The following is a 21,870-nucleotide window of genomic DNA, read 5'->3' as shown; positions in this document are numbered from 1 at the left end:
TCGTTTCCCGGTCTTACGAAATCGTCGCAATTTCCTTCACAATTTCGTGGACCAGTTTGTCGTCGACAACGCGGATGATGACCTCGCCGCCTTCCGCCAATTCACCGAACAACAACTCTTCGGCCAATGGCTTCTTGACGTTTTCGCGAATCACTCGCGCCATGGGACGCGCGCCCATCAGCTTGTCGTAACCTTTCACAGCCAGCCAGTCGCGCGCTTCTGGAGAAACTTCCAGGTGTACGCCCTTCTGCTCCAACTGCACTTCCAGTTCCATGATGAATTTGTCCACCACGTGACCGATCGTGCGCTCGTCCAGCGATGCAAATTGGATAATCGCATCAAGACGATTGCGGAACTCAGGTGTAAACACGCGTTTCAGCGCTTCCATACCGTCCGTACTGTTGTCCACTTCCTTAAATCCAATGGAAGGACGACTGGTCTGTTCGGCACCCGCATTGGTCGTCATCACAATAATGACGTTGCGGAAATCCGTCTTGCGACCGTTGGTATCCGTCAGCGTACCGTGGTCCATCACCTGCAGCAGCAGGTTGTAGACATCCGGGTGAGCCTTTTCGATCTCATCCAGCAACAACACCGCATGAGGATGCTTGTTGATGGCTTCGGTCAATAGGCCACCTTGGTCAAAACCAACATAGCCAGGAGGCGCACCAATCAGACGTGACACAGTGTGACGCTCCATGTACTCGGACATGTCAAAACGCACCAGCTCAATACCCAGGGTCATCGCCAACTGACGAGTCACCTCTGTCTTACCAACCCCTGTCGGGCCAGTAAACAGGAAGGAACCAATCGGCCGAGATTCGTTACCCAAACCTGAACGCGCCATTTTAATGGCGGTCGACAAGGTTTCGATAGCTTTATCCTGACCAAATACCGTCATCTTCAGATCGCGCTCCAAGTGACGTAACTGTTCCTTATCAGAACGAGACACGCTCTTTGGTGGGATGCGCGCCATCTTGGCCACAATATTCTCGATATCCACCACACCGATGCTCTTCTTGCGACGCGACGCAGGCAGCATACGCTGGCTCGCGCCTGCTTCGTCAATCACGTCAATTGCCTTGTCGGGCAAATGACGATCAGTGATGTAGCGAGCAGACAATTCAGCCGCTGAACGCATCGCCTGCCGAGTAAAACGAACCTGATGGTGCTTCTCGAAGCGGTCCTTCAAACCGTTAAGAATCTGGAAGGTCTCTTCCACGGTAGGCTCAGGCACATCGATTTTCTGGAAGCGACGCGCCAAGGCGCGGTCTTTTTCAAAAATGCCGCGATATTCCTGATAAGTGGTCGAACCCATGCACTTCAACTGACCGGATGCCAACATGGGCTTGATCAGGTTGGACGCATCCATCACGCCACCAGACGCAGAACCTGCACCGATGATGGTATGAATTTCGTCGATAAACAGCACAGCATTGGGCTGACGTTGCAATTGATTCAGCAGCGCCTTCAGACGCTTTTCAAAATCACCGCGATACTTGGTTCCAGCCAGCAGCGCACCCAAATCCAGCGAGTAAATCACTGCATCGGACAGGACTTCCGGCACTTCACCATCGACAATCAGCTTGGCCAGACCTTCTGCGATCGCGGTTTTACCCACGCCGGCCTCACCCACAAACAAAGGATTGTTTTTGCGGCGGCGACACAACACCTGCACAGTGCGTTCGACTTCTTCTTTGCGGCCGATCAGCGGGTCAATCCGACCCTGCATGGCCATTTCATTCAAATTAGTGGCATATGCCTCTAACGGACTCTTGTTACTGGAGTCGCCAGCTTCCTCATCACTGGTGGAAGGAGGTGCGACACCACGCTCTTCCTCGTCACCGTGAACTTTGGAAATGCCGTGGGAGATATAATTCACCACATCCAAGCGAGTCACGTTTTGCTTATTCAGGAAGTAAACCGCTTGCGATTCCTGTTCACTGAATATGGCCACCAGCACATTGGCACCAGTGACTTCTTTCTTTCCAGACGATTGCACCTGGAACACAGAGCGTTGCAACACGCGCTGAAAACCCAGTGTGGGCTGAGTTTCCCGTTCCTCCCCGTCTAGCAACTGGGGGGTGGTTTCATCAACAAAGACAGCAAGATCTTCTTTAAGCTGGGGCAAGTCCGCACCACAAGCACGCAGCACCGTGGCAGCAGCAGGGTTGTCCAACAAGGCCAGCAACAGGTGCTCTACCGTCACAAATTCGTGACGTTTTTCCCGTGCTTCCTTGAACGCATGATTAAGAGTGTTTTCCAGTTCTTTGCTTATCATAATCTCAGCACTTTCTGGGTTGGATCACTAAGCCTGTTCCATCGTACACATCAGTGGATGTTCCCGGCTTCGCGAATAATCGTTCACCTGAGCTACCTTCGTTTCGGCAATCTCCCGCGTGAATACCCCACATACACCCTTCCCTTGGGTATGTACCTGAAGCATGATGCGAGTAGCCATTTCCTCGTCCAATCGGAAAAAGTATTGCAAAACTTCGACCACAAATTCCATCGGCGTGTAATCGTCGTTCAACAACACCACTTTGTACAGCGGCGGCCTCTTTAATTCAGGCTTGGCCTCAAGTACACGGGTCCCAACATCCTCTTCAGTAATATGATCGTCACTCATGGCTAAGAAGTTTAATCTAAAATTAGTTCCTAAAGGGATTCCACAATACCACCTAAAGTCACAGGTGATTCATCGTAAAAACAATAAGTTGCAACTGTCACGCAATACTCTTGGATTATACTACATAGCCACAGAAAGCGCCCGCCTGTCAAAGCACCGTCGTAAAAACATATTTTCCCTTGTAAAAAAGGTTAAAAAAACACCACAAAACCCTTGACTTGCTGTTCTACCCAGCAGGCAAGTTGGCTATACTGGAGCGAGTGTCCGTCGACTTGGCGTCAGACCACGCGATAACACAGTTGTGGATTTAATAATAAGTATTAAAAAATAGGGAGACATAAACCATGGCAATTGGCGTAGTAAAATGGTTTAACAATGCAAAAGGTTACGGTTTCATTTCGGCTGACGGCAGCGATGCGGATATCTTCGCGCATTTTTCCGCTATCGAGATGGATGGCTACAAAACCCTGAAACAAGGCCAACAAGTTCAGTTTGATGTTGTCGACGGTCCTCGCGGCATGCACGCCGTAAAAATCCAACCTGTAGACGCAACAAGCACCAATTCCTCATCCCAAAAAGCAGAATCCCCGAGCCTGGAAACCGCTTGACCACCCCTTAACAAAACCCTGCGAGAGCAGGGTTTTGTCTTTTGTATTCACTCCAACGATCAATAGCGTCGCACGCTGCGACCAGTGGCAGAATTTGATACAATCGCAGTGTTTTGTTAATCACCTAGTACGCTATTGCCCTATGAATCAAACTCTGCCCAAGGTTGTTGTTGGCGTTTCCGGAGGAGTCGACTCGTCAGTCACTGCCCTGCTGTTGCGCAACAAGGGATACCCCATCCAGGGCGTGTTCATGAAAAACTGGATTGACATCCATGGCGACGGACAATGCCCCATTGCGGAAGATCTCGCCGACGCTGAAAACGTTTGCAACACACTTGGCATTCCTTTTAGCCAGGTTAACTTTGCCCCTGAATATTGGGATCGAGTATTCAGTCATTTTCTTGCCGAATACAAAGCCGGTCGAACACCCAATCCCGACATCCTATGTAACCGTGAAATCAAGTTTGATGTTTTTTTAAAAACAGCATTGGACATGGGCGCAGAATACATTGCTACCGGCCACTATGCGCGCAATCGTTTGATTGATGGCCAATACCATTTGCTGCGCGGACTGGATGCCAACAAAGACCAGTCATACTTTCTGTACACGCTGGGACAAGCACAGCTCAAGCACACCCTTTTCCCCGTGGGTGAACTTGAAAAACCGGAAGTTCGCGCCATCGCCGAGCAGTACCATCTGCACACCCACGATAAAAAAGACAGTACCGGGATTTGCTTTATAGGCGAGCGCAATTTTACTGACTTCTTGCAGAACTACCTGCCCGCCCAGCCGGGATCGATGCAAGACCCTGATGGCAAAATCATTGGTCAACATAATGGACTGATGTATTACACCCTGGGACAACGCAAGGGTCTGCAGATCGGTGGTCGAAACGACTCGAGTGAATCGCCATGGTTTGTGGTCGGAAAGAAAATCCGCGAGAATATTCTCGTTGTCGCTCAGGGACACGAGCACCCGCTACTGCAAAGTCAAACACTGCATGCCGGACAATTGCATTGGGTCAGCGGCTCCATGCCGCCACTTCCCTACCACTGCTACGCCAAAACGCGCTATCGCCAAAGTGATCAGGCATGCACCATTACCGATATTTTGCCAAACGGCCAAATTCGAGTAGCATTCGATCAGCCGCAGCGCGCTGTCACTCCTGGACAATCGGTAGTATTCTACCAAGGCGAGGATTGCCTCGGCGGAGGCGTCATTGAACATGTCGATGGAATTATTTATCAATAACAGTGAAAACTATGTCGTATCGTGATCAAACTCTTGCCCTCGCGGGCATGTTTCAAGCGGGAGACCTTGTCCGCCAAGTGGCGCGCGAAGGCAACTGTGTGACTAATGATTTTGTCACTGCAGTTAACAGCATTTTAAAAACGGATGCACCAACCACCGAAGCTGTCTATGGTGGACCTCAAGGGGTCAAACATGGGTTAGAGCTACTGGCTGAACTCTACACGCCGATGAACAAGCAGCGTGATATGGAGGTAACTCAATATGTACTTGGTATCGCGCATCTGGAGAAAAAACTTCATCAGCATCCCGACTTGCTCAACAAACTCACCAGCGGTATTGAACGCGCCAATTCACAAGCCGAAATGTTTTCGCCAACACATGAAAATGTCATCGCCAATCTGGCAGACATTTATTCCAACACCATCAGCACACTAACGCCTCGCATCATCGTCAATGGTGAGCAAGGTTATTTGAACGATGCTGGCAATGCGGCGAAAGTCCGCACCTTATTGCTCGCACTGATGCGTTCGGCCGTGCTGTGGCGGCAGAAAGGCGGTCGACGCTGGCAGTTTTTGTTTAGTCGCAAAAAAATAATGTCCACCGCCAACGAATTATTGCGTGAATGCTAAATAACAAAATTGGCGTTAGCAAATAAACAAAAAGGGGCCTTTCGGCCCCTTTTTATTTTTGCTCAATCTCAGTGAGATTAGGCTACAGTTTCAACATCCACGGCTTTCATGCTCAAGCGAATGCGACCCTGCTTGTCGATTTCCAGTACTTTAACGCGCACACGCTGGCCTTGGCTCAGCTTGTCAGAAACATTTTCTACGCGCTCTTCAGAAATCTGTGAAATGTGCACCAAACCATCTTTACCTGGCAGGATAGTCACAAATGCACCGAAGTCCATAATCTTGGAAACAGTACCGTCGTAGATCTGACCTACTTCAACGTCCATGGTCAGTTCTTCAACGCGGCGCTTGGCAGCCATGCCCGCAGCACGATCCACAGAAGCAATCTTCACTGTACCGTCATCAGAGATGTCGATGCTGGTGCCGGTTTCTTCAGTGATCGCACGGATGGTTGCACCACCCTTACCGATAACATCACGGATACGATCAGGATTGATCTTGATCGTCACGTAACGCGGTGCGTAGTCTGACATGTCTTCACGATGCGCGCTCAGTACAGCATTCATCTTGGACAGAATGTGCAAACGGCCACTGCGAGCTTTGTCCAGTGCCACTTCCATGATTTCACGCGTGATGCCCTGGATCTTGATATCCATCTGCAGCGCGGTAACGCCATCTTTGGAACCGGCAACTTTAAAGTCCATATCGCCCAGGTGATCTTCGTCACCCAGGATGTCAGTCAGAACCGCAAACTCGGAACCTTCCAGAATCAGACCCATCGCGATACCAGCAACCGGTGCTTTCAACGGTACGCCTGCATCCATCAGCGCCAGCGAAGAGCCACACACGGAGGCCATGGAGCTGGAACCATTGGATTCAGTAATTTCGGAAACCACGCGAATGGAGTACGGGAAAGTTTCCATGTCTGGCATCACACCTGCCACACCGCGTTTTGCCAAACGGCCGTGACCGATTTCGCGACGCTTGGGAGAACCAACAAAACCGGTCTCGCCCACGCAGAACGGAGGGAAGTTGTAATGGAACATGAACGGCTCGCGATATTCGCCCTCGATGGCGTCAATCATCTGCGCATCACGCTCAGTACCCAGGGTAGTTACCACCAGCGCCTGAGTTTCACCACGGGTGAACAATGCGGAACCATGGGTACGCGGCAGTACACCGGTACGAACAGTAATCGGACGCACTGTGTCGGTGTCGCGACCATCGATACGTGGCAGACCTTTGATGATCTGGCCGCGCACGGTGCGCTTTTCCAACGACGCAAACGCGTCGCTAACTTCTTGCGCAGACCAGCCTTCAGCGGCATCGTCTGCCTTGGCCAGCGCAGCAACAGTGGCTTCGCGGATTTCACCCAGACGGTTCAAGCGAGCCATCTTTTCTTGAATTTTGTACGCTTCTGCCACACCAGAGGCCGCTTTTTCGCTCACTGCACTTTCCAGCGCAGTATTCTTTGCGGGCGGAGTCCAATCCCAAGCAGGTGTGCCTACCTGGGCGGCAAAATCTTTGATCTCGCGGATAACAGTCTGCATCTGTTCGTGACCGAACATCACCGCGCCCAGCATGACTTCTTCTGGAAGCATTTTCGCTTCAGACTCAACCATCAGTACGGCAGTTTCAGTACCGGCAACAACCAGATCCAATTCGGAATCTTTCAGCTGGCTCTGGTTTGGATTCAGAATGAACTCACCATTCTTGAAACCAACTTTGGCAGCTCCCAAAGGACCATTAAATGGCATACCACTGATTGCTAATGCAGCAGATGAACCAATGATGGAAGCAATGTCTGCATCGATTTCTGGGTCCATGGACACTACAGTCGCGATCACCTGAACTTCGTTCTTGAAGCCCTTGGGGAACAGCGGACGCAGTGGACGGTCAATCAGACGAGAAACCAGGGTTTCCTTCTCACTCGGACGGCCTTCGCGCTTGAAAAAACCGCCGGGGATTTTGCCCGCAGCGTAGGTTTTTTCCTGATAGTTGATGGTCAGCGGGAAAAAATCCTGACCAGGGGTTGGCGTCTTTTTGCCAACGGCAGTGACCAGAACCACGGTGTCACCAATGCTAACCATAACAGCGCCGGTAGCCTGGCGGGCGATTTCGCCCGTTTCCAATTTGACGGTGTGCGCACCGTATTGAAATGTCTTTGTAATAGGAGCCACTTAATAGTCCTTTTGAAAAATTATGAATTTACTTACGCAGACCCAGACGGCCGATCAGGCTACGGTAACGCTCGATATCTTTATTTTTCAGGTAATCCAACAACTTACGACGTGAACTTACCATTTTCAGCAAGCCCTGACGTGAGTGGTGGTCGTGAACGTGGGTCTTAAAGTGACCAGACAAATCACCAATGCGGGCAGACAGCAATGCGATCTGAACTTCGGGAGAACCCGTGTCGCCTTCGACAACTTGGTATTCTTTAACAATTTTCTCTTTGTCAACAGCAGTTAATGCCATGATACAGCTCCTAGGTAGTATTCTGAAACCTGCGAATTTGCGCGTATCTTACCCGCACACGCTCACAGGAACAAGTTTCTGTTTAAAATCCAAGTAAAATCGCCCCGTTAGGCCTGGGTTAACAGGCGCTTTGGTGCAATTCTGCCGTCGTCGAGTACCAGCCCCATTCCAATGAAGGTGCCACTACTCTCAAACAGACGTACCATACCTTCGGTCGGTGCCTTGGGTACCAGTACTGGTTGTCCCTGACGCAGATAGAAGGCCGCATCGTCACTCAAGGTGATTTGTGGCCATTCCGTCAGCGCTTCTTCCATGGGAACTAGCTTGGCGTCCAGCCCCTCTACTCCTAGCTGATCACGGATTAATGCAAGATCATCCAGGGTAAGGGTATCGTCAAGCCTGAACTGTGCAACACGTGTACGACGCAGTGCCGTAACATGTGCTCCACAACCCATCTTTTCACCCAGATCTTCGACCAACGTGCGCACATAGGTTCCTTTGGAACAGTGCACGTCGAAAACCAGGCGATCCTCCGCAAACTCCAGAAGTTCTAAAGAATATATTGTGATGGTGCGCGGCTTGCGCTCCACCTCAATGCCCTCGCGGGCCAATTCATAAAGAGCTTTGCCATTTTGTTTAATGGCTGAAAACATGGGTGGCACTTGATCTTGCTCACCCACAAAACTTTGCAACAGGGTTTCAACCTGCTGCCTATCCAGTTTGGGCACCTCACGTGTGCGAATCACTTCGCCATCGGCGTCACCGGTGTTGGTCACCACGCCCAGCTTGGCTTCGCAGCGGTAGGCCTTGTCTGCATCCAACAAAAACGCAGAGACCTTGGTTGCCTCACCGAAACACAGCGGCAACAAACCACTGGCCAAGGGATCCAAGCTGCCGGTATGACCCGCCTTGGCGGCATCAAACAGACGCTTGGCTCGCTGCAGCGACCGATTGGAGGTCTCCCCTATCGGCTTGTCGAGCAGCAAAATACCGTTGACCGCACGGCCACGCTTATGTCGGCGTCCCATACTGACTTAATCCTGCTGTGGATCGTCTTTGCGCTCGGTAGCCACCGCACTGTCGATCAAACGAGCAAGGCGGTTACCACGCTCAATGGATTCGTCATAGACGAAAACCAGTTGCGGCAACGCGCGCAGTTTCAAGCGCTGCCCCAACTCATGGCGCAAAAACCCACTGATGTTACCCAATGTTTTGTGCGCATCTTTGCGCGCATCGGCATCATCATTCAATACGGTGTAAAACACCTTGGCATTCTGCAAATCACGGGTGAGATGCACCGCAGAAATCGTCACCCAAGCAACGCGCGGGTCTTTGACCTCGCGCTGTAGCACCTGAGCCAGCGTCTGCTGGATCTGCTCACCAATTTTACGAGTACGTTCTGATCCAGCCACTTATGCGATCTCGCGTTTTACCACTACGCGTTCATAGACCTCGATCTGATCGCCAACCTTCACGTCGTTGTAGTTCTTCACGCCGATACCACACTCGTAGCCCTGTTTAACTTCGTTGACGTCATCCTTGAAGCGGCGCAGAGATTCCAGCTCGCCTTCATAGATAACCACGTTGTTGCGCAGTACGCGGATCGGGTTGTTACGCTTGAGCACGCCATCGGTAACCATACAGCCAGCGATCGCACCGATCTTGGGCGAACGGAACACATCGCGCACCTCCGCCAGACCGATAATGTCTTCGCGAGTTTCTGGCGACAGCAAGCCGCTCATGGCCAGCTTCACTTCATCGATGACATCGTAGATAACGCTGTAGTAGTGCAGATCAACGCCGCCATCTTCGATCAAACGACGAGCAGTACTGTCTGCACGCACGTTAAAGCCAATCATGATTGCGCTGGACGCCAATGCCAGGTTGGCATCGGATTCGGTAATACCACCCACACCACCAGCAATAATTTTAACACGCACTTCGTCTGTAGACAGGCCAACCAACGCATCACTCAGTGCTTCCAATGAGCCCTGAACGTCGGTCTTAAGAACGATATTGACCGTCGCCACTTCACCTTCAGCCATCTGCGAGAATAAGTTCTCCAGCTTGGATGCCTGCTGCTTCGCCAGTTTAACTTCACGGTACTTGCCCTGGCGGAAGTTGGCAATTTCACGCGCCTTGCGTTCGTCGGGCACTACAACCACTTCATCACCGGCGTTAGGCGTACCGGACAAACCCAGCACCTCAACCGGAATAGATGGACCCGCTTCGAGAACAGGTTTTCCGTTTTCATCCAGCATGGCGCGAACACGACCAAACTCTTGGCCGGCCAGGATCACATCACCTTTTTTCAGGCAACCGCTCTGCACCAGTACAGTTGCAACCGCACCGCGACCTTTGTCCAAACGGGATTCAACCACCACGCCGTGCGCAGGACCTTTGGCCACAGCCTTCAGTTCCAACACTTCAGCCTGCAACAGTACCGCGTCTAGCAACGCGTCAACGCCATCACCGGTTTTGGCAGACACATGCACAAACATCGTGTCACCGCCCCATTCTTCGGAGATGACATTCATCTGTGCCAGCTCGCTCTTAACGCGCTCTGGATCAGCTTCGGGCTTGTCCATTTTGTTGACAGCGACCACGATCGGCACACCTGCCGCACGAGCATGCTGCACCGCTTCTTTGGTCTGTGGCATTACACCGTCATCGGCTGCCACCACCAGGATAACGATGTCCGTAACCTTGGCACCACGGGCACGCATGGCGGTAAACGCCGAGTGACCCGGAGTATCCAGGAAGGAAATCATGCCCTTCTCGGTTTCTACGTGATACGCACCAATGTGCTGGGTAATACCACCTGCTTCGCCTGAAGCTACGCGCGTTGCACGGATGTAATCCAGCAACGATGTTTTACCGTGGTCAACGTGACCCATTACGGTAATAACCGGAGGACGTGGCTCTGCATCGCTGGCGTTTTCGCGCACGAACAGATTGTCCTCAATCGCATTTTCATTCATCAATTTAACGGTATGACCCATCTCCTCAACCAGGAGAGCTGCCGTCGTCTGATCCAGCACCTGGTTGATGGTCGCCATCGTACCCAGCTTGATCAGTTCTTTGATCACTTCAGCAGCCTTGACCGACATCTTGTTGGCCAGTTCAGCTACCGTCAGTGTTTCGGGAATAGAAACTTCGCGCACGACCGGCTTGGTGGGTTTTTCAAAACCATGTTGACCATTAGGCGAATTAGCGCGTCCAACGGCGCGTTTGCCGCCATCTTTGCGCTTCGAGCCACGGCGACCGCCGCGATCAACCGAACCACCATCATCACGATCTTCGTCGCGGAAGTGAGAACTACCTTTCTCACCGCGCTCTTTACCGCGCTTTTTGCTCTTCTTGCTGGCGCCTTTTGCGTCTTCATCAACTAACGCAGCAACAGCCGCGATCGGGCCAACGCCCGGGGCCTCGAGTTCTACTGGCAACACAATTTCCGCCTCAGGAGTTTTTTCTTCCTCCTCATAAACGTCTGGCTTACGTTGTTCATCAGCCTTACGAGGCTCTTCAGCCTTGCGCACTTGTTCCTCAACAACAGCCTGGTGTTCTGCGTGGCGCTTTTCTTCCAGTGCCTGCTTGGCCGCCATTGCTGCCACATCTTGTTCGGAAGGTTCAACATCGCTGCGCTTCACAAACGTACGACGCTTGCGTACCTCTACGCTCACCGTGCGCGCAGCGGGTTCTGAACCACTACGACGGGCATTAGGACGCGCAACAGAGCCTTGCTTGAGTTCACTGACCGACTTACGCTTGAGCGTAATCTTGCGAGGACCGGTTGCCGATTCTGCTTCACCCGCCCCATGACGGCTGCGCAGATACTCCAGCAACTGCATCTTCTCATCTTCGGTAATCAATTCATCGGCCTGATCTTTTGCCAATCCAGCCTCACCCAATTGCGCCAACAGGCGATCGACCGGGATGCCAACAACCTCTGCAAACTGTTTTACCGTTACTTCAGCCATGTGTTGCTAAACTCCTGTGTTATTCCTCGTTGGCGAACCAGGGTTCGCGGGCGGTCATAATTAATTTCCCCGCCTGTTCTTTGCTGATGGACAGTATTGATACAACCTCATCAACCCCCTGATCTGCGAGGTCTTCCATAGTCGCCACGCCACTTGCTGCCAATGTAACTGCCATTTCTTCGGTCATGCCTTCCATGTTCAGAAGGTCCTCGGAAGGCTCTGCGGATTCCAGTTTTTCTTCCGCAGCAATCGCACTGGTCAACAAATAATCGCGCGCACGATGACGTAATTCTTCTACCGTATCTTCATCAAACTCTGCAATTTGCAGCATTTCATTCATTGGCACGTAGGCCACTTCGTCGACGCTGGCAAAACCTTCGTCAACCAGAATTGTTGCCACATCCTCGTCCACATCCAGTTTCTGGACGAACATGGCTATTAATTTCTGCGCTTCACCCTGGCTCTTTTCCTGAGCCTGAGCCTGGGTCATCACGTTGAGCGTCCAGCCTGTCAATTCGCTGGCCAGCTTCACATTTTGACCGCCGCGACCAATCGCCTGAGACAACTGATCTTCAGCAACGGCAACATCCATGCTACCTGCGTCTTCATCAACCACGATGGACAGCACTTCTGCGGGTGCCATTGCGTTAATCACGAACTGGGCAGGATTGTCATTCCAGACGATGATGTCGACGCGCTCGCCGGACAGTTCGTTAGACACCGCCTGCACACGTGAGCCACGCATACCAACACACGCCCCTACAGGGTCAATGCGCGTATCGTGCGCTCTCACCGCAATTTTTGCGCGAGCACCTGGATCACGGGCAGCGCTGACCACTTCGATCAGACCTTCGCCCACTTCCGGCACTTCCAGCTTAAACAGTTCAATCAACAGTTCAGGGGCGCTGCGACTAATAAAAATTTGCGGTCCGCGTGCTTCGCCGCGCACATCGCGCAGGTAGCCACGTACACGGTCACCTGGACGCAGATTCTCGCGTGGAATCATGTCCTCACGCAGAATCACGCCTTCCGCATTACCGCCCAGATCCAGATAGACATTACCTTTTTCAACGCGCTTAACCTGACCCGTGATCAGTTCGCCAACGCGCTCAAGAAACTCGTCAACCACCTGGGCGCGCTCAGCCTCGCGTACCTTTTGCACGATAACCTGTTTTGCCGTCTGCGCAGCAATACGGCCAAACGCGACAGACTCGATAGGTTCTTCAATGTAGTCACCAGCCTGAATGCCAGGTTGTTTCTGCAGAGCAGCCGCCAACAAGATCTGTTTCACTGGGGATTCGAATGAGGGATCTTCGTCGTCCACCACCAACCAGCGACGGAATGTTTCGTAATTACCAGTTGCGCGGTCAATCGTCACACGCACATCGATATCGCCACCGTGTTTTTTGCGCGTTGCCGTCGCCAGTGCCGCTTCAATAGCTTCAAAAATAATGGCCTTCTCGACACCTTTTTCGTTCGAGACGGCATCTACAACCAATAAAATTTCCTTGCTCATACAAGCCTCCACCAGGCTTAAAACTTTATGTCCGATACCAAATTCGCTTTTTCCATCAAGTCAAACGGAATTTCATAGGATTTGCCGTCCACCTCGACCACCAGCTTGCCATCGGTTACCGCGGACAACTGACCTTTAAACTTTTTTCTACCTTCAAGTGGCGTATGCAGACGCAGATTCACCTGCTCACCGACAAAACGTTCACACTGAGCTAACGTGAACAACGGACGATCCAAGCCGGGAGAGGACACTTCTAGAGTGTACTGTCCACTGATTGGATCTTCCACGTCCAACACGGCACTTACCTGCCGACTTACCTTTTCACAATCCTCAATCACAATCCCTTCAGGCTTATCCAGGTAAATCCGCAGCAGGGAATGACGGCCTTGGGAAATAAATTCTATTCCCAACAATTCATATCCCATCGCAGTGATGACTGGCTCAAGCAGGTCTTGTACAGCGGTTTGTCTCATTCCGATACCACAAATAAAAAATGGGCCAACGGCCCACTCGTAAATCATCGAATTGTTCACCACTATCCACTAGGGAACGACAGCGGTGAAGAGTGCAAATCTAATGGATGCGTATAATAGACAAATTGTTTAACCAATACAAGCCGCATAGCGCATTTTCACACAACTATCCACCCGCTCTCCAGCTTTAAATTTTGCTTACAAAACAAATGCCAACCACCATTATCCCTGGACTGCTGCTGCCCCTCCCATTCCCGCATCGACAATGGGCCTGCAAAATCATTCAAATCCACACCCACCCCGTCAGAGCGTGTGCTAAGATTTGCCGCCCGTTTTACACATAGACAACATTGATGACGACGCCAGAACCGCTTAGCCCAGCCCCGGGCAACCACCCTATCACCCAAATTCAGCTCGGCGACCATCAGATTACCCTGCTGGGTACTGCGCACGTATCGCGCGCCAGCGCAGACAAGGTTCGCGAACTCATTGAGTCCGGCGAGTTTGACTCCGTCGCCATCGAGCTCTGCCCTAGTCGGCATAACTCACTGATTAATCAGGATTCATTTGCAAAAATGGACCTTTTGAAAGTCATCCGTGAGGGCAAGGCGTCCATGGTTGCGGCCTCCCTGGCGCTCAGTGCCTATCAGCAGCGCATGGCCGAAGAATTCAACATTCGCCCCGGCGAAGAAATGCGCGTCGCAATCGACTGCGCCCAGCATCTCCATTTGCCGGTGCTACTTATCGACCGCGAGGTCGGCACCACCCTGAGGCGGGTGTACCACAATGTTCCCTGGTGGAAGCGATTTAATCTGGCCGGCGGCTTGTTCACGTCACTGTTCTCTCAGGAAAAGGTCACCGAAGCGGACATTGAGCGCCTGAAACAAGGCGATGTACTCGAATCCACCTTCGCGCAATTCGCCGACTCGCAGGAAGACATCTACACCCCGCTCGTGGACGAGCGCGACCGCTACATGGCCGCCCGGCTACGCCAGGAACACGCCGCGGGTCCGCCGCGCAAGACATTGGCGGTCATCGGCGCCGGCCACCTCAAGGGTATCGAACGCTATCTGAACGAGTCACATCGCCAACCTGAGGCCGAAATCAGTCAACTGGACACCATCCCCAGCGGCAACGGCTGGTTCAAGTACATCCCGTGGCTAATCGTCCTGGTAATTCTTGCCGGTTTTGCATTTGGCTTTGCACACAGCCCGGATATGGGCTGGCAAATGGTGATGGACTGGATTGTGATCAACGGCAGCCTGGCAGCCATCGGCACTCTCATCGCTGGCGGTCACATCCTGACCATACTGGCTGCGTTTGTTGCTGCACCGATCACCTCACTCAATCCAGCCATCGGCGCGGGTATGGTCACGGCACTGGTAGAAACCTTCCTGCGTCGCCCAACTATCGGCGATTTCAGTCAACTGCGCCAGGACACCACTCAGGTCCGAGGCTGGTGGCGCAATCGCGTCACCCGGATTTTGCTGGTGTTCTTCCTCAGTTCCCTGGGGTCAGCGATGGGCACCTACATCGCAGGCTTTGCCATCTTCGAGCGGTTGTCGCAGTAACAACCGCCCGCAAGATCACTTGCCCTTGTCCGGCGTGCTGCGATAGCCGCTGGCGCGCTTGAGCTGATACTGACGCACTGCGCGATTGTGTTCAGCAATCGTCGCAGAGAAATGATGACTACCATCACCCTTGGCCACAAAATAAAGCTCCTGGCCGGGTTCAGGATGCACCGCAGCCATAATCGCAGCAGCACTGGGCAACGCGATTGGCGTTGGCGGTAAACCGTAGCGAGTGTAAGTGTTGTAGGGCGTATCACGCAGCAAATCTGCACGGCGCACATTGCCATCATACAGTTCACCCATGCCATAAATCACCGTTGGGTCGGTCTGCAATCGCATCCGAATTTGCAAACGACGCACAAACACGCCGGAAATCTGTCCGCGCTCACTGGCAACAGCAGTTTCTTTTTCCACAATCGACGCCAGGATCAGTGCGTCATATGCACTCTTGAGCGGCAAGCCCGGATCACGCTCTGCCCACGCCCGTTGCAGCACCTGCTCTAACTGCCCATAGGCACGTTGTAAAAATTGCACATCGCTCATGCCTGCCGGAAAAAAATACGTGTCCGGCAAGAATCGACCTTCAGGATGCTGTCCCGCATAACCCAGGTCAGCCATAATTTGTGCGTCCGTTTTTCCGACCAAGGTGTGACGCAACTTTGGATGCGCATTAACCACTTGCATCATCTGACGAAAGGTCCAGCCTTCAATAATCGTCAGGCTATACTGTTTTACTTTGCCGCTAGCAATCAACTGCAACAATTCGCGCGCAGTGGTTCCTTTGGGAATTTCATACTCACCAGCATGAATTTTTGCCCCCATACCATCCATGCGTGCCAGCCAGCGCAACCACTTGGCAGAAGAAATGATACCTTCCTCTTCAAGCAAGTGCGCAACACGATTCAAGCCCGCGCCACTGGGAACAGTAAACTCGGCATTACCCTCGCCCGTATCCACTGGCGTAGTCGCAAAATTATCCACACTCATCCACATCCAGCCTGCGTACAAACTGAATGCAACGATGCCCACTCCCAGCAATTTATAAAACAGCGTTTTCATCAAACAAAAAATCGTCGTTGTATTTCTTGTTGTAATTTCCGTGTCACTGGCATGGCTTGTTCACTGGTATCAAACCGCGAACCACCCAATGCCCGCACAGGCCAGATGCCTACCAAACTATTGGTCAAGAAAACCTCATCAGCAGCGTACAGATCTCTGAGGATATACTGCCCGCAGTTCAGTGAAATGTCCATTTCCTGCGCCAACTGAATCACCGTTTCGCGCATCACCCCAACCACACCGCACTGTGACAAATCCGGCGTGAACAACTGCTGATCTTTCACCCAAAAAATATTACTAATCACGCCCTCGATAACATAGCCTTCACTATCGAGCAGCAAACCTTCAACAATATTGTCATCAGACCATTCGGCGCGCGCCAATACATGCTCGAGGCGATTGAGGTGCTTCATACCGGCAAGATGCGCATTTCTGCCCAGACGCATTTCGCACAAATGCAATTTCACCCCCTGCTGCCAGTAGCTCTCGGGATAATCCGGCATCACCGAAAACGAAACAATGCGCGTCAAATTAACCGGTTCTGGCAAACGATAACCACGCATCGCCGGACCGCGCGTCACAATCAATTTAATGACACCCGTATCCTGCCCGGCGCACAGTTGCGCAATGTCCGCCAGCCATTGCGCTTCATCCAACACAGGAAAGCGCATCCGTTCGCAGCTTTGCTGCAACCGCCGCCAATGCTGTTCCCATTGCACCGGTTTACCATGACGAACGGCAATGGTTTCAAACAGGCCATCACCGTAGTTCAAACCTCGATCCGAGTAAGAAACCGTCTCACTCCAATCACCGTTGATCAGTGTTTTTGTTGTCATCCCATGAGCGCCATTAACATACCGCGAGCCTTTGCCACAGTCTCGTCCACTTCATTTTCAGCGATGGAATCCATCACCAACCCCGCACCTGCACGAAACTGAACCTGGTTGCCATCCTGGATCAACGTCCGAATCAGTATATTCAAATCCATATCACCGTTTAAATTCACATATCCCATAGAGCCCGTATAGGCCTCGCGCGGTTTCTGTTCCAGCTCTGCAATAATCTCCATGCAGCGAACCTTGGGGCAACCGGTAATCGTTCCCCCAGGAAACACTGCTCGAAGCGCGTCACCGGCACTGACATCGTCCCGCAATTCGCCTCGCACATTTGAAACAATATGGTGCACATGCTCATAAGATTCCAGCACCATAAACTCATCCACCTGCACCGTGCCCGGGACACACACGCGCCCCAGATCATTACGCTCCAGATCGATCAACATCACATGCTCTGCGCGCTCTTTGGGATGATGGATTAATTCATCAATCGCTGCCTGATCCCGCTGCGACGAAAACTGCCCATGCTCATCGCGAGTACGTGGCCGTGTGCCAGCAATGGGACGGGTCTGCGCCGTCCGTCCTTTCACGCGCAACAAGCGCTCAGGCGAAGAACTGATAATGCTGGCCTGTTGCCATCGGGCCAATCCGGCAAACGGGGCAGGATTGGAAAGACGCAGTCGCCGATACAATTCACTGGGCCGATATCGCCCATCCAGTTCCGCCTGCCACAGACGCGAAACGTTTGCCTGAAAAACATCGCCCGCAAGAATATAGTCGTGTACCGACTTCACAGCATCGATATATCGCTGCGGATTTTCTTCTTCGAGATTTTTGATTTTAACGGATCTATTTTCTTTGGCAGATGTTTGCTGTAACAACGCAACATCGTCAATCATCGCCTGCAAACGAAAATCTTCTTCCCCTTCAGCAACCAGATACAGACACTGCTCGTGATGATCCTGAATCACTGCCGCAGGACAGCGTGTTGCAAACGCCACCGGCAAACTGCGCGGCAACATCGGTAGCTTCAGCGATGGCTCCACCTGCGCAGCCACCTCGTAGGAAAGATAAACAAACCAGCCGCCGTGAAACGGCAGATCGGGAACTTCTTCCTTGATCTTTGGTTCCAGCTGCATCCAGAAATCGAGATTTTTTAGAAAATCATTGCCCTTCAGACGCATCGGAATATGACCTTGGTGTCCCAAAAAGTCATTCAACACCAATGATGAGCCGGGGAAGGCAAACAAAATATCGTAACGGGAATTGACCGTCCCCTTGGCAACGCTTTCCAACAGATAAGGGTAACGCTCAGGACGAAATTCGTGCAGGGATAAGAGATCGAAAGATCCGGGAATTTTCTGGGTGAAACGTTTGACGTTCATCAGACGGTAATCTCCGTGAAATCACCGAACAAAGAGCCGGACCGCCCCGTCAGGAGCGGTCCGCATCCCTTAGACTTTACGCAGAACGATAGTACCGTTGGTGCCACCAAAACCGAAGGAGTTGGAAACAACGATATCCACATTCATCTGACGCGCCGTGTGCGGCACGTAGTCCAGATCACATTCAGGATCGGGATTGTCCAAATTGATGGTCGGTGGAGCAACCTGATCGCGAATCGCCAGCGCGCTGAACACGGCTTCGATACCGCCCGCAGCACCCAACATGTGACCTGTCATGGACTTGGTAGAGCTGACAGCCACTTTCTTCGCTGCTGCACCCATCACTGATTTCACCGCCTGAGTCTCAGCCACGTCGCCGGCAGGCGTAGAAGTACCGTGCGCGTTGATGTAGCTGATTTGATCAGGATTGATCTTGGCATCACGCAACGCATTGCGCATGCAGCGCATCGCGCCTTCACCACCGGGAGGTGGCAGAGTCATGTGATATGCATCCGCACTCATGCCGTAACCGATAACTTCAGCGTAGATTTTCGCACCGCGCGCTTTGGCGTGTTCGTATTCTTCCAGCACAACAACACCGGCACCATCACTCAGCACGAAACCATCACGGTCTTTATCCCAAGGACGACTGGCTGCCTGCGGATCTTCGTTACGCGTAGACAGCGCACGTGCCGCAGCAAAGCCACCCAGACCGGTCGGACTGGTTGCCATTTCCGCACCACCGGCAATCATCACATCGGCATCGCCGTACTTAATGATACGCGCCGCTTCGCCAATGTTATGCGTACCCGTGGTACAGGCAGTAACGATGGCAAAATTGGGGCCTTTCAAACCATTCATGGTTGAGAAGTTGCCCGAAATCATGTTGATGATGTTACTTGGAACGAAGAACGGGGAAATCTTACGTGGACCGCCTTTATCAAAGGCCACGCGACCGGCTTCAATACCAGTCAGACCACCGATACCAGAACCAATCGCCACACCGATGCGCTCGGCATTTTCCTCAGTCACTTCAATGCCTGAATCAGCCATTGCTTCCTGAGCCGCTGCGATGCCGTAATGGATGAACACGTCCATTTTACGCGCCTCTTTGGGCGACATAATGGTCGATGCATCAAAGCCCCATACGGAACCACCAAAGCGCACGGAAAAATCCGTGGTATCGAAATGCTCCAATGGACGAATCCCGCTCTTACCCGCGAGAATACCCGCCCAGGTGTCAGCGACATTCAAACCCAGTGGCGATACCGCCCCCAGACCTGTGATTACTACGCGTCTTCCAGCCAAGGTTAACCCCCTCGTCAATCAATCAATAAAAAAGGCCGCTACCGGAAAGGGTTGCGGCCTTATTCTAACAAGCTATCTCAACACCGAGGCAAATTAGCCCTTGCTGGAGTTGATGTAGTCAATCGCCTGCTGAACAGTGGTGATTTTCTCAGCTTCTTCGTCAGGAATTTCAGTTTCGAATTCTTCTTCCAGAGCCATTACCAGCTCAACCGTGTCCAGAGAATCGGCACCCAGGTCATCTACGAAAGAAGCTTCGTTGCTAACTTCTTCTTCTTTAACGCCCAATTGCTCAACAACGATCTTCTTTACGCGTTCTTCGATGCTGCTCATTTTCTCTATTCCTCCGAAATAAGGGTCAGTATTTTGCTGGGGCCGTATTGTATTGGAAAGTTATCAGATGTCCAACAATTTCGGCGTAAAACCCAGCCATTTGTATGTCGATTAGCCTTAGCTCATGTGCATCCCGCCATTCACATGCAGTGTCTGGCCGGTAATGTAACGTCCGCTGGGCGATGCCAAATAGACCACCGCTGCCGCGATGTCTTCGGGTGTCCCCAGGCATCCCAATGGAATCTGAGCCTTCAGCGTTTCTTTCTGCGCCTCAGGCAAAACAGCGGTCATATCAGTTTCAATAAAACCGGGCGCGATCACGTTGACTGTAATATTGCGTGACGCCACTTCGCGCGCCAACGCCTTGCTAAAGCCCATGATACCCGCCTTGGCCGCCGCATAGTTGGCCTGACCGGGATTACCCATTGCACCAACCACCGAGGCGATCGAAATAATACGCCCGTGACGCGCCTTCATCATGCCCCGCAAGCAGGCTTTGGACAGGCGAAATACAGACGACAAATTGGTGTTGATGACCGAGTCCCATTCATCATCGGACATGCGCATCATCAAATTGTCGCGCGTAATACCTGCATTGTTCACCAGAATCGTCGGCGTACCGAACTCACTGGCAATCGCCTTCATTGTCGCATCCACCGATTCACTGCTGGACACGTCCAATACCAAACCTTTTCCTTTAACACCTTTTTCATTCAGTGTGTTGGAAATGGTCTCTGCCCCTGATTCGCTGGTAGCAGTGCCGATAACCACGGCCCCCTGCTCGCCCAACGCCAGCGCAATCGCGCGACCGATGCCGCGCGTCGCGCCAGTCACCAGTACAACTTGATTATCTAAACTCAACGGTATTCCTCCCTCTGTGCTCACACTTAACCGGCCAGAGCCTTGTTTAAACTGTCTACATCCAACACGGGAAAGGCTGACATTGTACGCACAATGCGTTTATTCAAGCCAGCCAACACCTTGCCTGGGCCACACTCAACAATCGTGGTCACGCCTTTGGCTTCAAACCACTGGACAGTTTCCACCCAACGCACCGGGCTGTACAACTGACGCACCAACGCGTCGCGAATTTTGTCGGCATCACTATAGGCTGCCACGTCTGCATTATGCAGCACAGGAATGCTTGGTGCCTGAATCGAAATGCCCGCCAGACGCACCGCCAAACGCTCAGCGGCTGGGCGCATCAAATCGCAATGAGAAGGCACGCTCACAGGCAAAATAATTGCGCGCTTGGCGCCTTTTTCTGTCGCCACCGGCACAGCACGCTGCACCGCCGTAGCGGTACCGGCAATCACCACCTGACCGGGGCTGTTAAAATTCACTGGCTGCAACACTTCGCCCTGCGAAGCCGCATCACACACTTCAGCCACCTGAGCATCTTCCAGTCCCAGAATCGCGGCCATCGCGCCAGTACCCGCAGGCACGGCTTCCTGCATAAAGCGTCCGCGATCAGCCACCAGTGACACCGCATCTGCAAACGCGATGGCGCCACCGGCAACCAGCGCAGTGTACTCACCCAAGCTGTGTCCGGCCAGGAAAGCGGGCATCGCTCCACCCTTTTCCTGCCACACGCGCCAAGCCGCCACGCCCGCTGCCAACATGGCAGGCTGAGTTTTGTCGGTCTCGTTCAGCTTTTCTTCTGGACCGTTCTGAACCAAATTCCACAGATCGTATCCCAGTGCCTCAGAGGCCTGAGCAAACGTATCGGTAACTACGGGAAACTGGGCGGCCAAATCGGCCATCATGCCCAGCGATTGAGACCCTTGACCGGGAAAAACAAACGCAGTCGTCATAC

20 protein-coding genes and 1 pseudogene are annotated in these 21,870 nt (G+C 52.4%); 5 read left to right on the top strand and 16 right to left on the bottom strand.

Annotated features, from left to right (window positions below):
* Window positions 1–13: 13 nt before the first annotated feature.
* Both clpA and clpS read right to left on the bottom strand, forming a co-directional pair.
* A complete protein-coding gene (clpA, locus tag OEW58_01765; protein MDH5300072.1) occupies window positions 14–2,281 on the bottom strand; it encodes an ATP-dependent Clp protease ATP-binding subunit ClpA in 2,268 nt (755 codons plus the stop codon).
* A gap of 27 nt (window positions 2,282–2,308) precedes the next feature.
* Window positions 2,309–2,629 (bottom strand): ATP-dependent Clp protease adapter ClpS, encoded by a 321-nt coding sequence (gene clpS, locus OEW58_01760; GenBank protein MDH5300071.1) that lies wholly within the window; start codon window positions 2,627–2,629, stop codon window positions 2,309–2,311.
* Here clpS and OEW58_01755 point away from each other — a divergent pair.
* The 4 genes and pseudogenes from OEW58_01755 (at window position 2,628) to hflD (ending at window position 5,118) form a co-directional block, all read left to right on the top strand.
* The gene (locus OEW58_01755; GenBank protein MDH5300070.1) at window positions 2,628–2,846 is read left to right on the top strand and encodes a hypothetical protein; all 219 of its coding nucleotides are present in this window, start codon (window positions 2,628–2,630) and stop codon (window positions 2,844–2,846) included. The two genes, clpS and OEW58_01755, sit on opposite strands and share 2 nt — an antisense overlap.
* A gap of 127 nt (window positions 2,847–2,973) precedes the next feature.
* Window positions 2,974–3,174, top strand: a pseudogene (gene cspD, locus OEW58_01750) (cold shock domain-containing protein CspD).
* A gap of 205 nt (window positions 3,175–3,379) precedes the next feature.
* Entirely contained in the window at window positions 3,380–4,489 is a 1,110-nt protein-coding gene (mnmA, locus tag OEW58_01745; protein ID MDH5300069.1) for a tRNA 2-thiouridine(34) synthase MnmA, read from the top strand.
* Between the two features lie 11 nt (window positions 4,490–4,500).
* Window positions 4,501–5,118 carry a high frequency lysogenization protein HflD gene (gene hflD, locus OEW58_01740; protein MDH5300068.1) on the top strand — a complete coding sequence of 206 codons (618 nt, stop codon included), beginning with the start codon at window positions 4,501–4,503 and terminating at the stop codon, window positions 5,116–5,118.
* Window positions 5,119–5,195: 77 nt separating this feature from the next.
* Here hflD and pnp read toward each other — a convergent pair whose 3' ends face one another.
* The 7 genes from pnp to rimP form a co-directional block, all read right to left on the bottom strand.
* A complete protein-coding gene (gene pnp / locus OEW58_01735; protein MDH5300067.1) occupies window positions 5,196–7,298 on the bottom strand; it encodes a polyribonucleotide nucleotidyltransferase in 2,103 nt (700 codons plus the stop codon).
* Window positions 7,299–7,326: 28 nt separating this feature from the next.
* Entirely contained in the window at window positions 7,327–7,596 is a 270-nt protein-coding gene (rpsO, locus tag OEW58_01730) for a 30S ribosomal protein S15 (protein MDH5300066.1), read from the bottom strand.
* 107 nt (window positions 7,597–7,703) lie between these two features.
* Window positions 7,704–8,624, bottom strand: coding sequence for a tRNA pseudouridine(55) synthase TruB (gene truB / locus OEW58_01725; protein MDH5300065.1), 921 nt, complete (start codon window positions 8,622–8,624; stop codon window positions 7,704–7,706).
* 6 nt (window positions 8,625–8,630) lie between these two features.
* Window positions 8,631–9,008, bottom strand: coding sequence for a 30S ribosome-binding factor RbfA (gene rbfA, locus OEW58_01720; protein MDH5300064.1), 378 nt, complete (start codon window positions 9,006–9,008; stop codon window positions 8,631–8,633).
* Window positions 9,009–11,576 (bottom strand): translation initiation factor IF-2, encoded by a 2,568-nt coding sequence (gene infB, locus OEW58_01715; protein ID MDH5300063.1) that lies wholly within the window; start codon window positions 11,574–11,576, stop codon window positions 9,009–9,011.
* Window positions 11,577–11,595: 19 nt separating this feature from the next.
* On the bottom strand, window positions 11,596–13,092 hold the full coding sequence (nusA, locus tag OEW58_01710) for a transcription termination factor NusA (GenBank protein ID MDH5300062.1): 1,497 nt from the start codon (window positions 13,090–13,092) through the stop codon (window positions 11,596–11,598).
* Between the two features lie 17 nt (window positions 13,093–13,109).
* A complete protein-coding gene (gene rimP, locus OEW58_01705; GenBank protein MDH5300061.1) occupies window positions 13,110–13,565 on the bottom strand; it encodes a ribosome maturation factor RimP in 456 nt (151 codons plus the stop codon).
* Between the two features lie 353 nt (window positions 13,566–13,918).
* Here rimP and OEW58_01700 point away from each other — a divergent pair, with 353 nt between their 5' ends.
* Complete coding sequence (locus OEW58_01700) at window positions 13,919–15,136, top strand: TraB/GumN family protein (GenBank protein MDH5300060.1); 1,218 nt, start codon at window positions 13,919–13,921, stop codon at window positions 15,134–15,136.
* 15 nt (window positions 15,137–15,151) lie between these two features.
* Here OEW58_01700 and mltG read toward each other — a convergent pair whose 3' ends face one another.
* The 7 genes from mltG to fabD all read right to left on the bottom strand — a co-directional run bounded on the left by mltG (window position 15,152) and on the right by fabD (window position 21,868).
* Entirely contained in the window at window positions 15,152–16,195 is a 1,044-nt protein-coding gene (mltG, locus tag OEW58_01695) for an endolytic transglycosylase MltG (GenBank protein ID MDH5300059.1), read from the bottom strand.
* The gene (pabC, locus tag OEW58_01690) at window positions 16,195–17,031 is read right to left on the bottom strand and encodes an aminodeoxychorismate lyase (protein MDH5300058.1); all 837 of its coding nucleotides are present in this window, start codon (window positions 17,029–17,031) and stop codon (window positions 16,195–16,197) included. The genes mltG and pabC overlap by 1 nt, the downstream gene beginning before the upstream one ends.
* Window positions 17,028–18,416: an aminodeoxychorismate synthase component I gene (locus OEW58_01685; protein MDH5300057.1), complete on the bottom strand. Its 1,389-nt coding sequence runs from the start codon at window positions 18,414–18,416 to the stop codon at window positions 17,028–17,030. The genes pabC and OEW58_01685 overlap by 4 nt, the downstream gene beginning before the upstream one ends.
* Before the next feature lie 69 nt (window positions 18,417–18,485).
* A complete protein-coding gene (gene fabF / locus OEW58_01680) occupies window positions 18,486–19,724 on the bottom strand; it encodes a beta-ketoacyl-ACP synthase II (protein MDH5300056.1) in 1,239 nt (412 codons plus the stop codon).
* A gap of 93 nt (window positions 19,725–19,817) precedes the next feature.
* The gene (gene acpP, locus OEW58_01675; protein ID MDH5300055.1) at window positions 19,818–20,054 is read right to left on the bottom strand and encodes an acyl carrier protein; all 237 of its coding nucleotides are present in this window, start codon (window positions 20,052–20,054) and stop codon (window positions 19,818–19,820) included.
* 117 nt (window positions 20,055–20,171) lie between these two features.
* Window positions 20,172–20,915 (bottom strand): 3-oxoacyl-ACP reductase FabG, encoded by a 744-nt coding sequence (gene fabG / locus OEW58_01670; protein MDH5300054.1) that lies wholly within the window; start codon window positions 20,913–20,915, stop codon window positions 20,172–20,174.
* A gap of 26 nt (window positions 20,916–20,941) precedes the next feature.
* Complete coding sequence (gene fabD / locus OEW58_01665; GenBank protein ID MDH5300053.1) at window positions 20,942–21,868, bottom strand: ACP S-malonyltransferase; 927 nt, start codon at window positions 21,866–21,868, stop codon at window positions 20,942–20,944.
* Window positions 21,869–21,870: the final 2 nt, after the last annotated feature.

The organism is Gammaproteobacteria bacterium, from assembly GCA_029884425.1.
GTDB lineage: Bacteria > Pseudomonadota > Gammaproteobacteria > S012-40 > S012-40 > JAOUHV01.
This window is presented reverse-complemented; position numbering and strand designations above follow the sequence as displayed.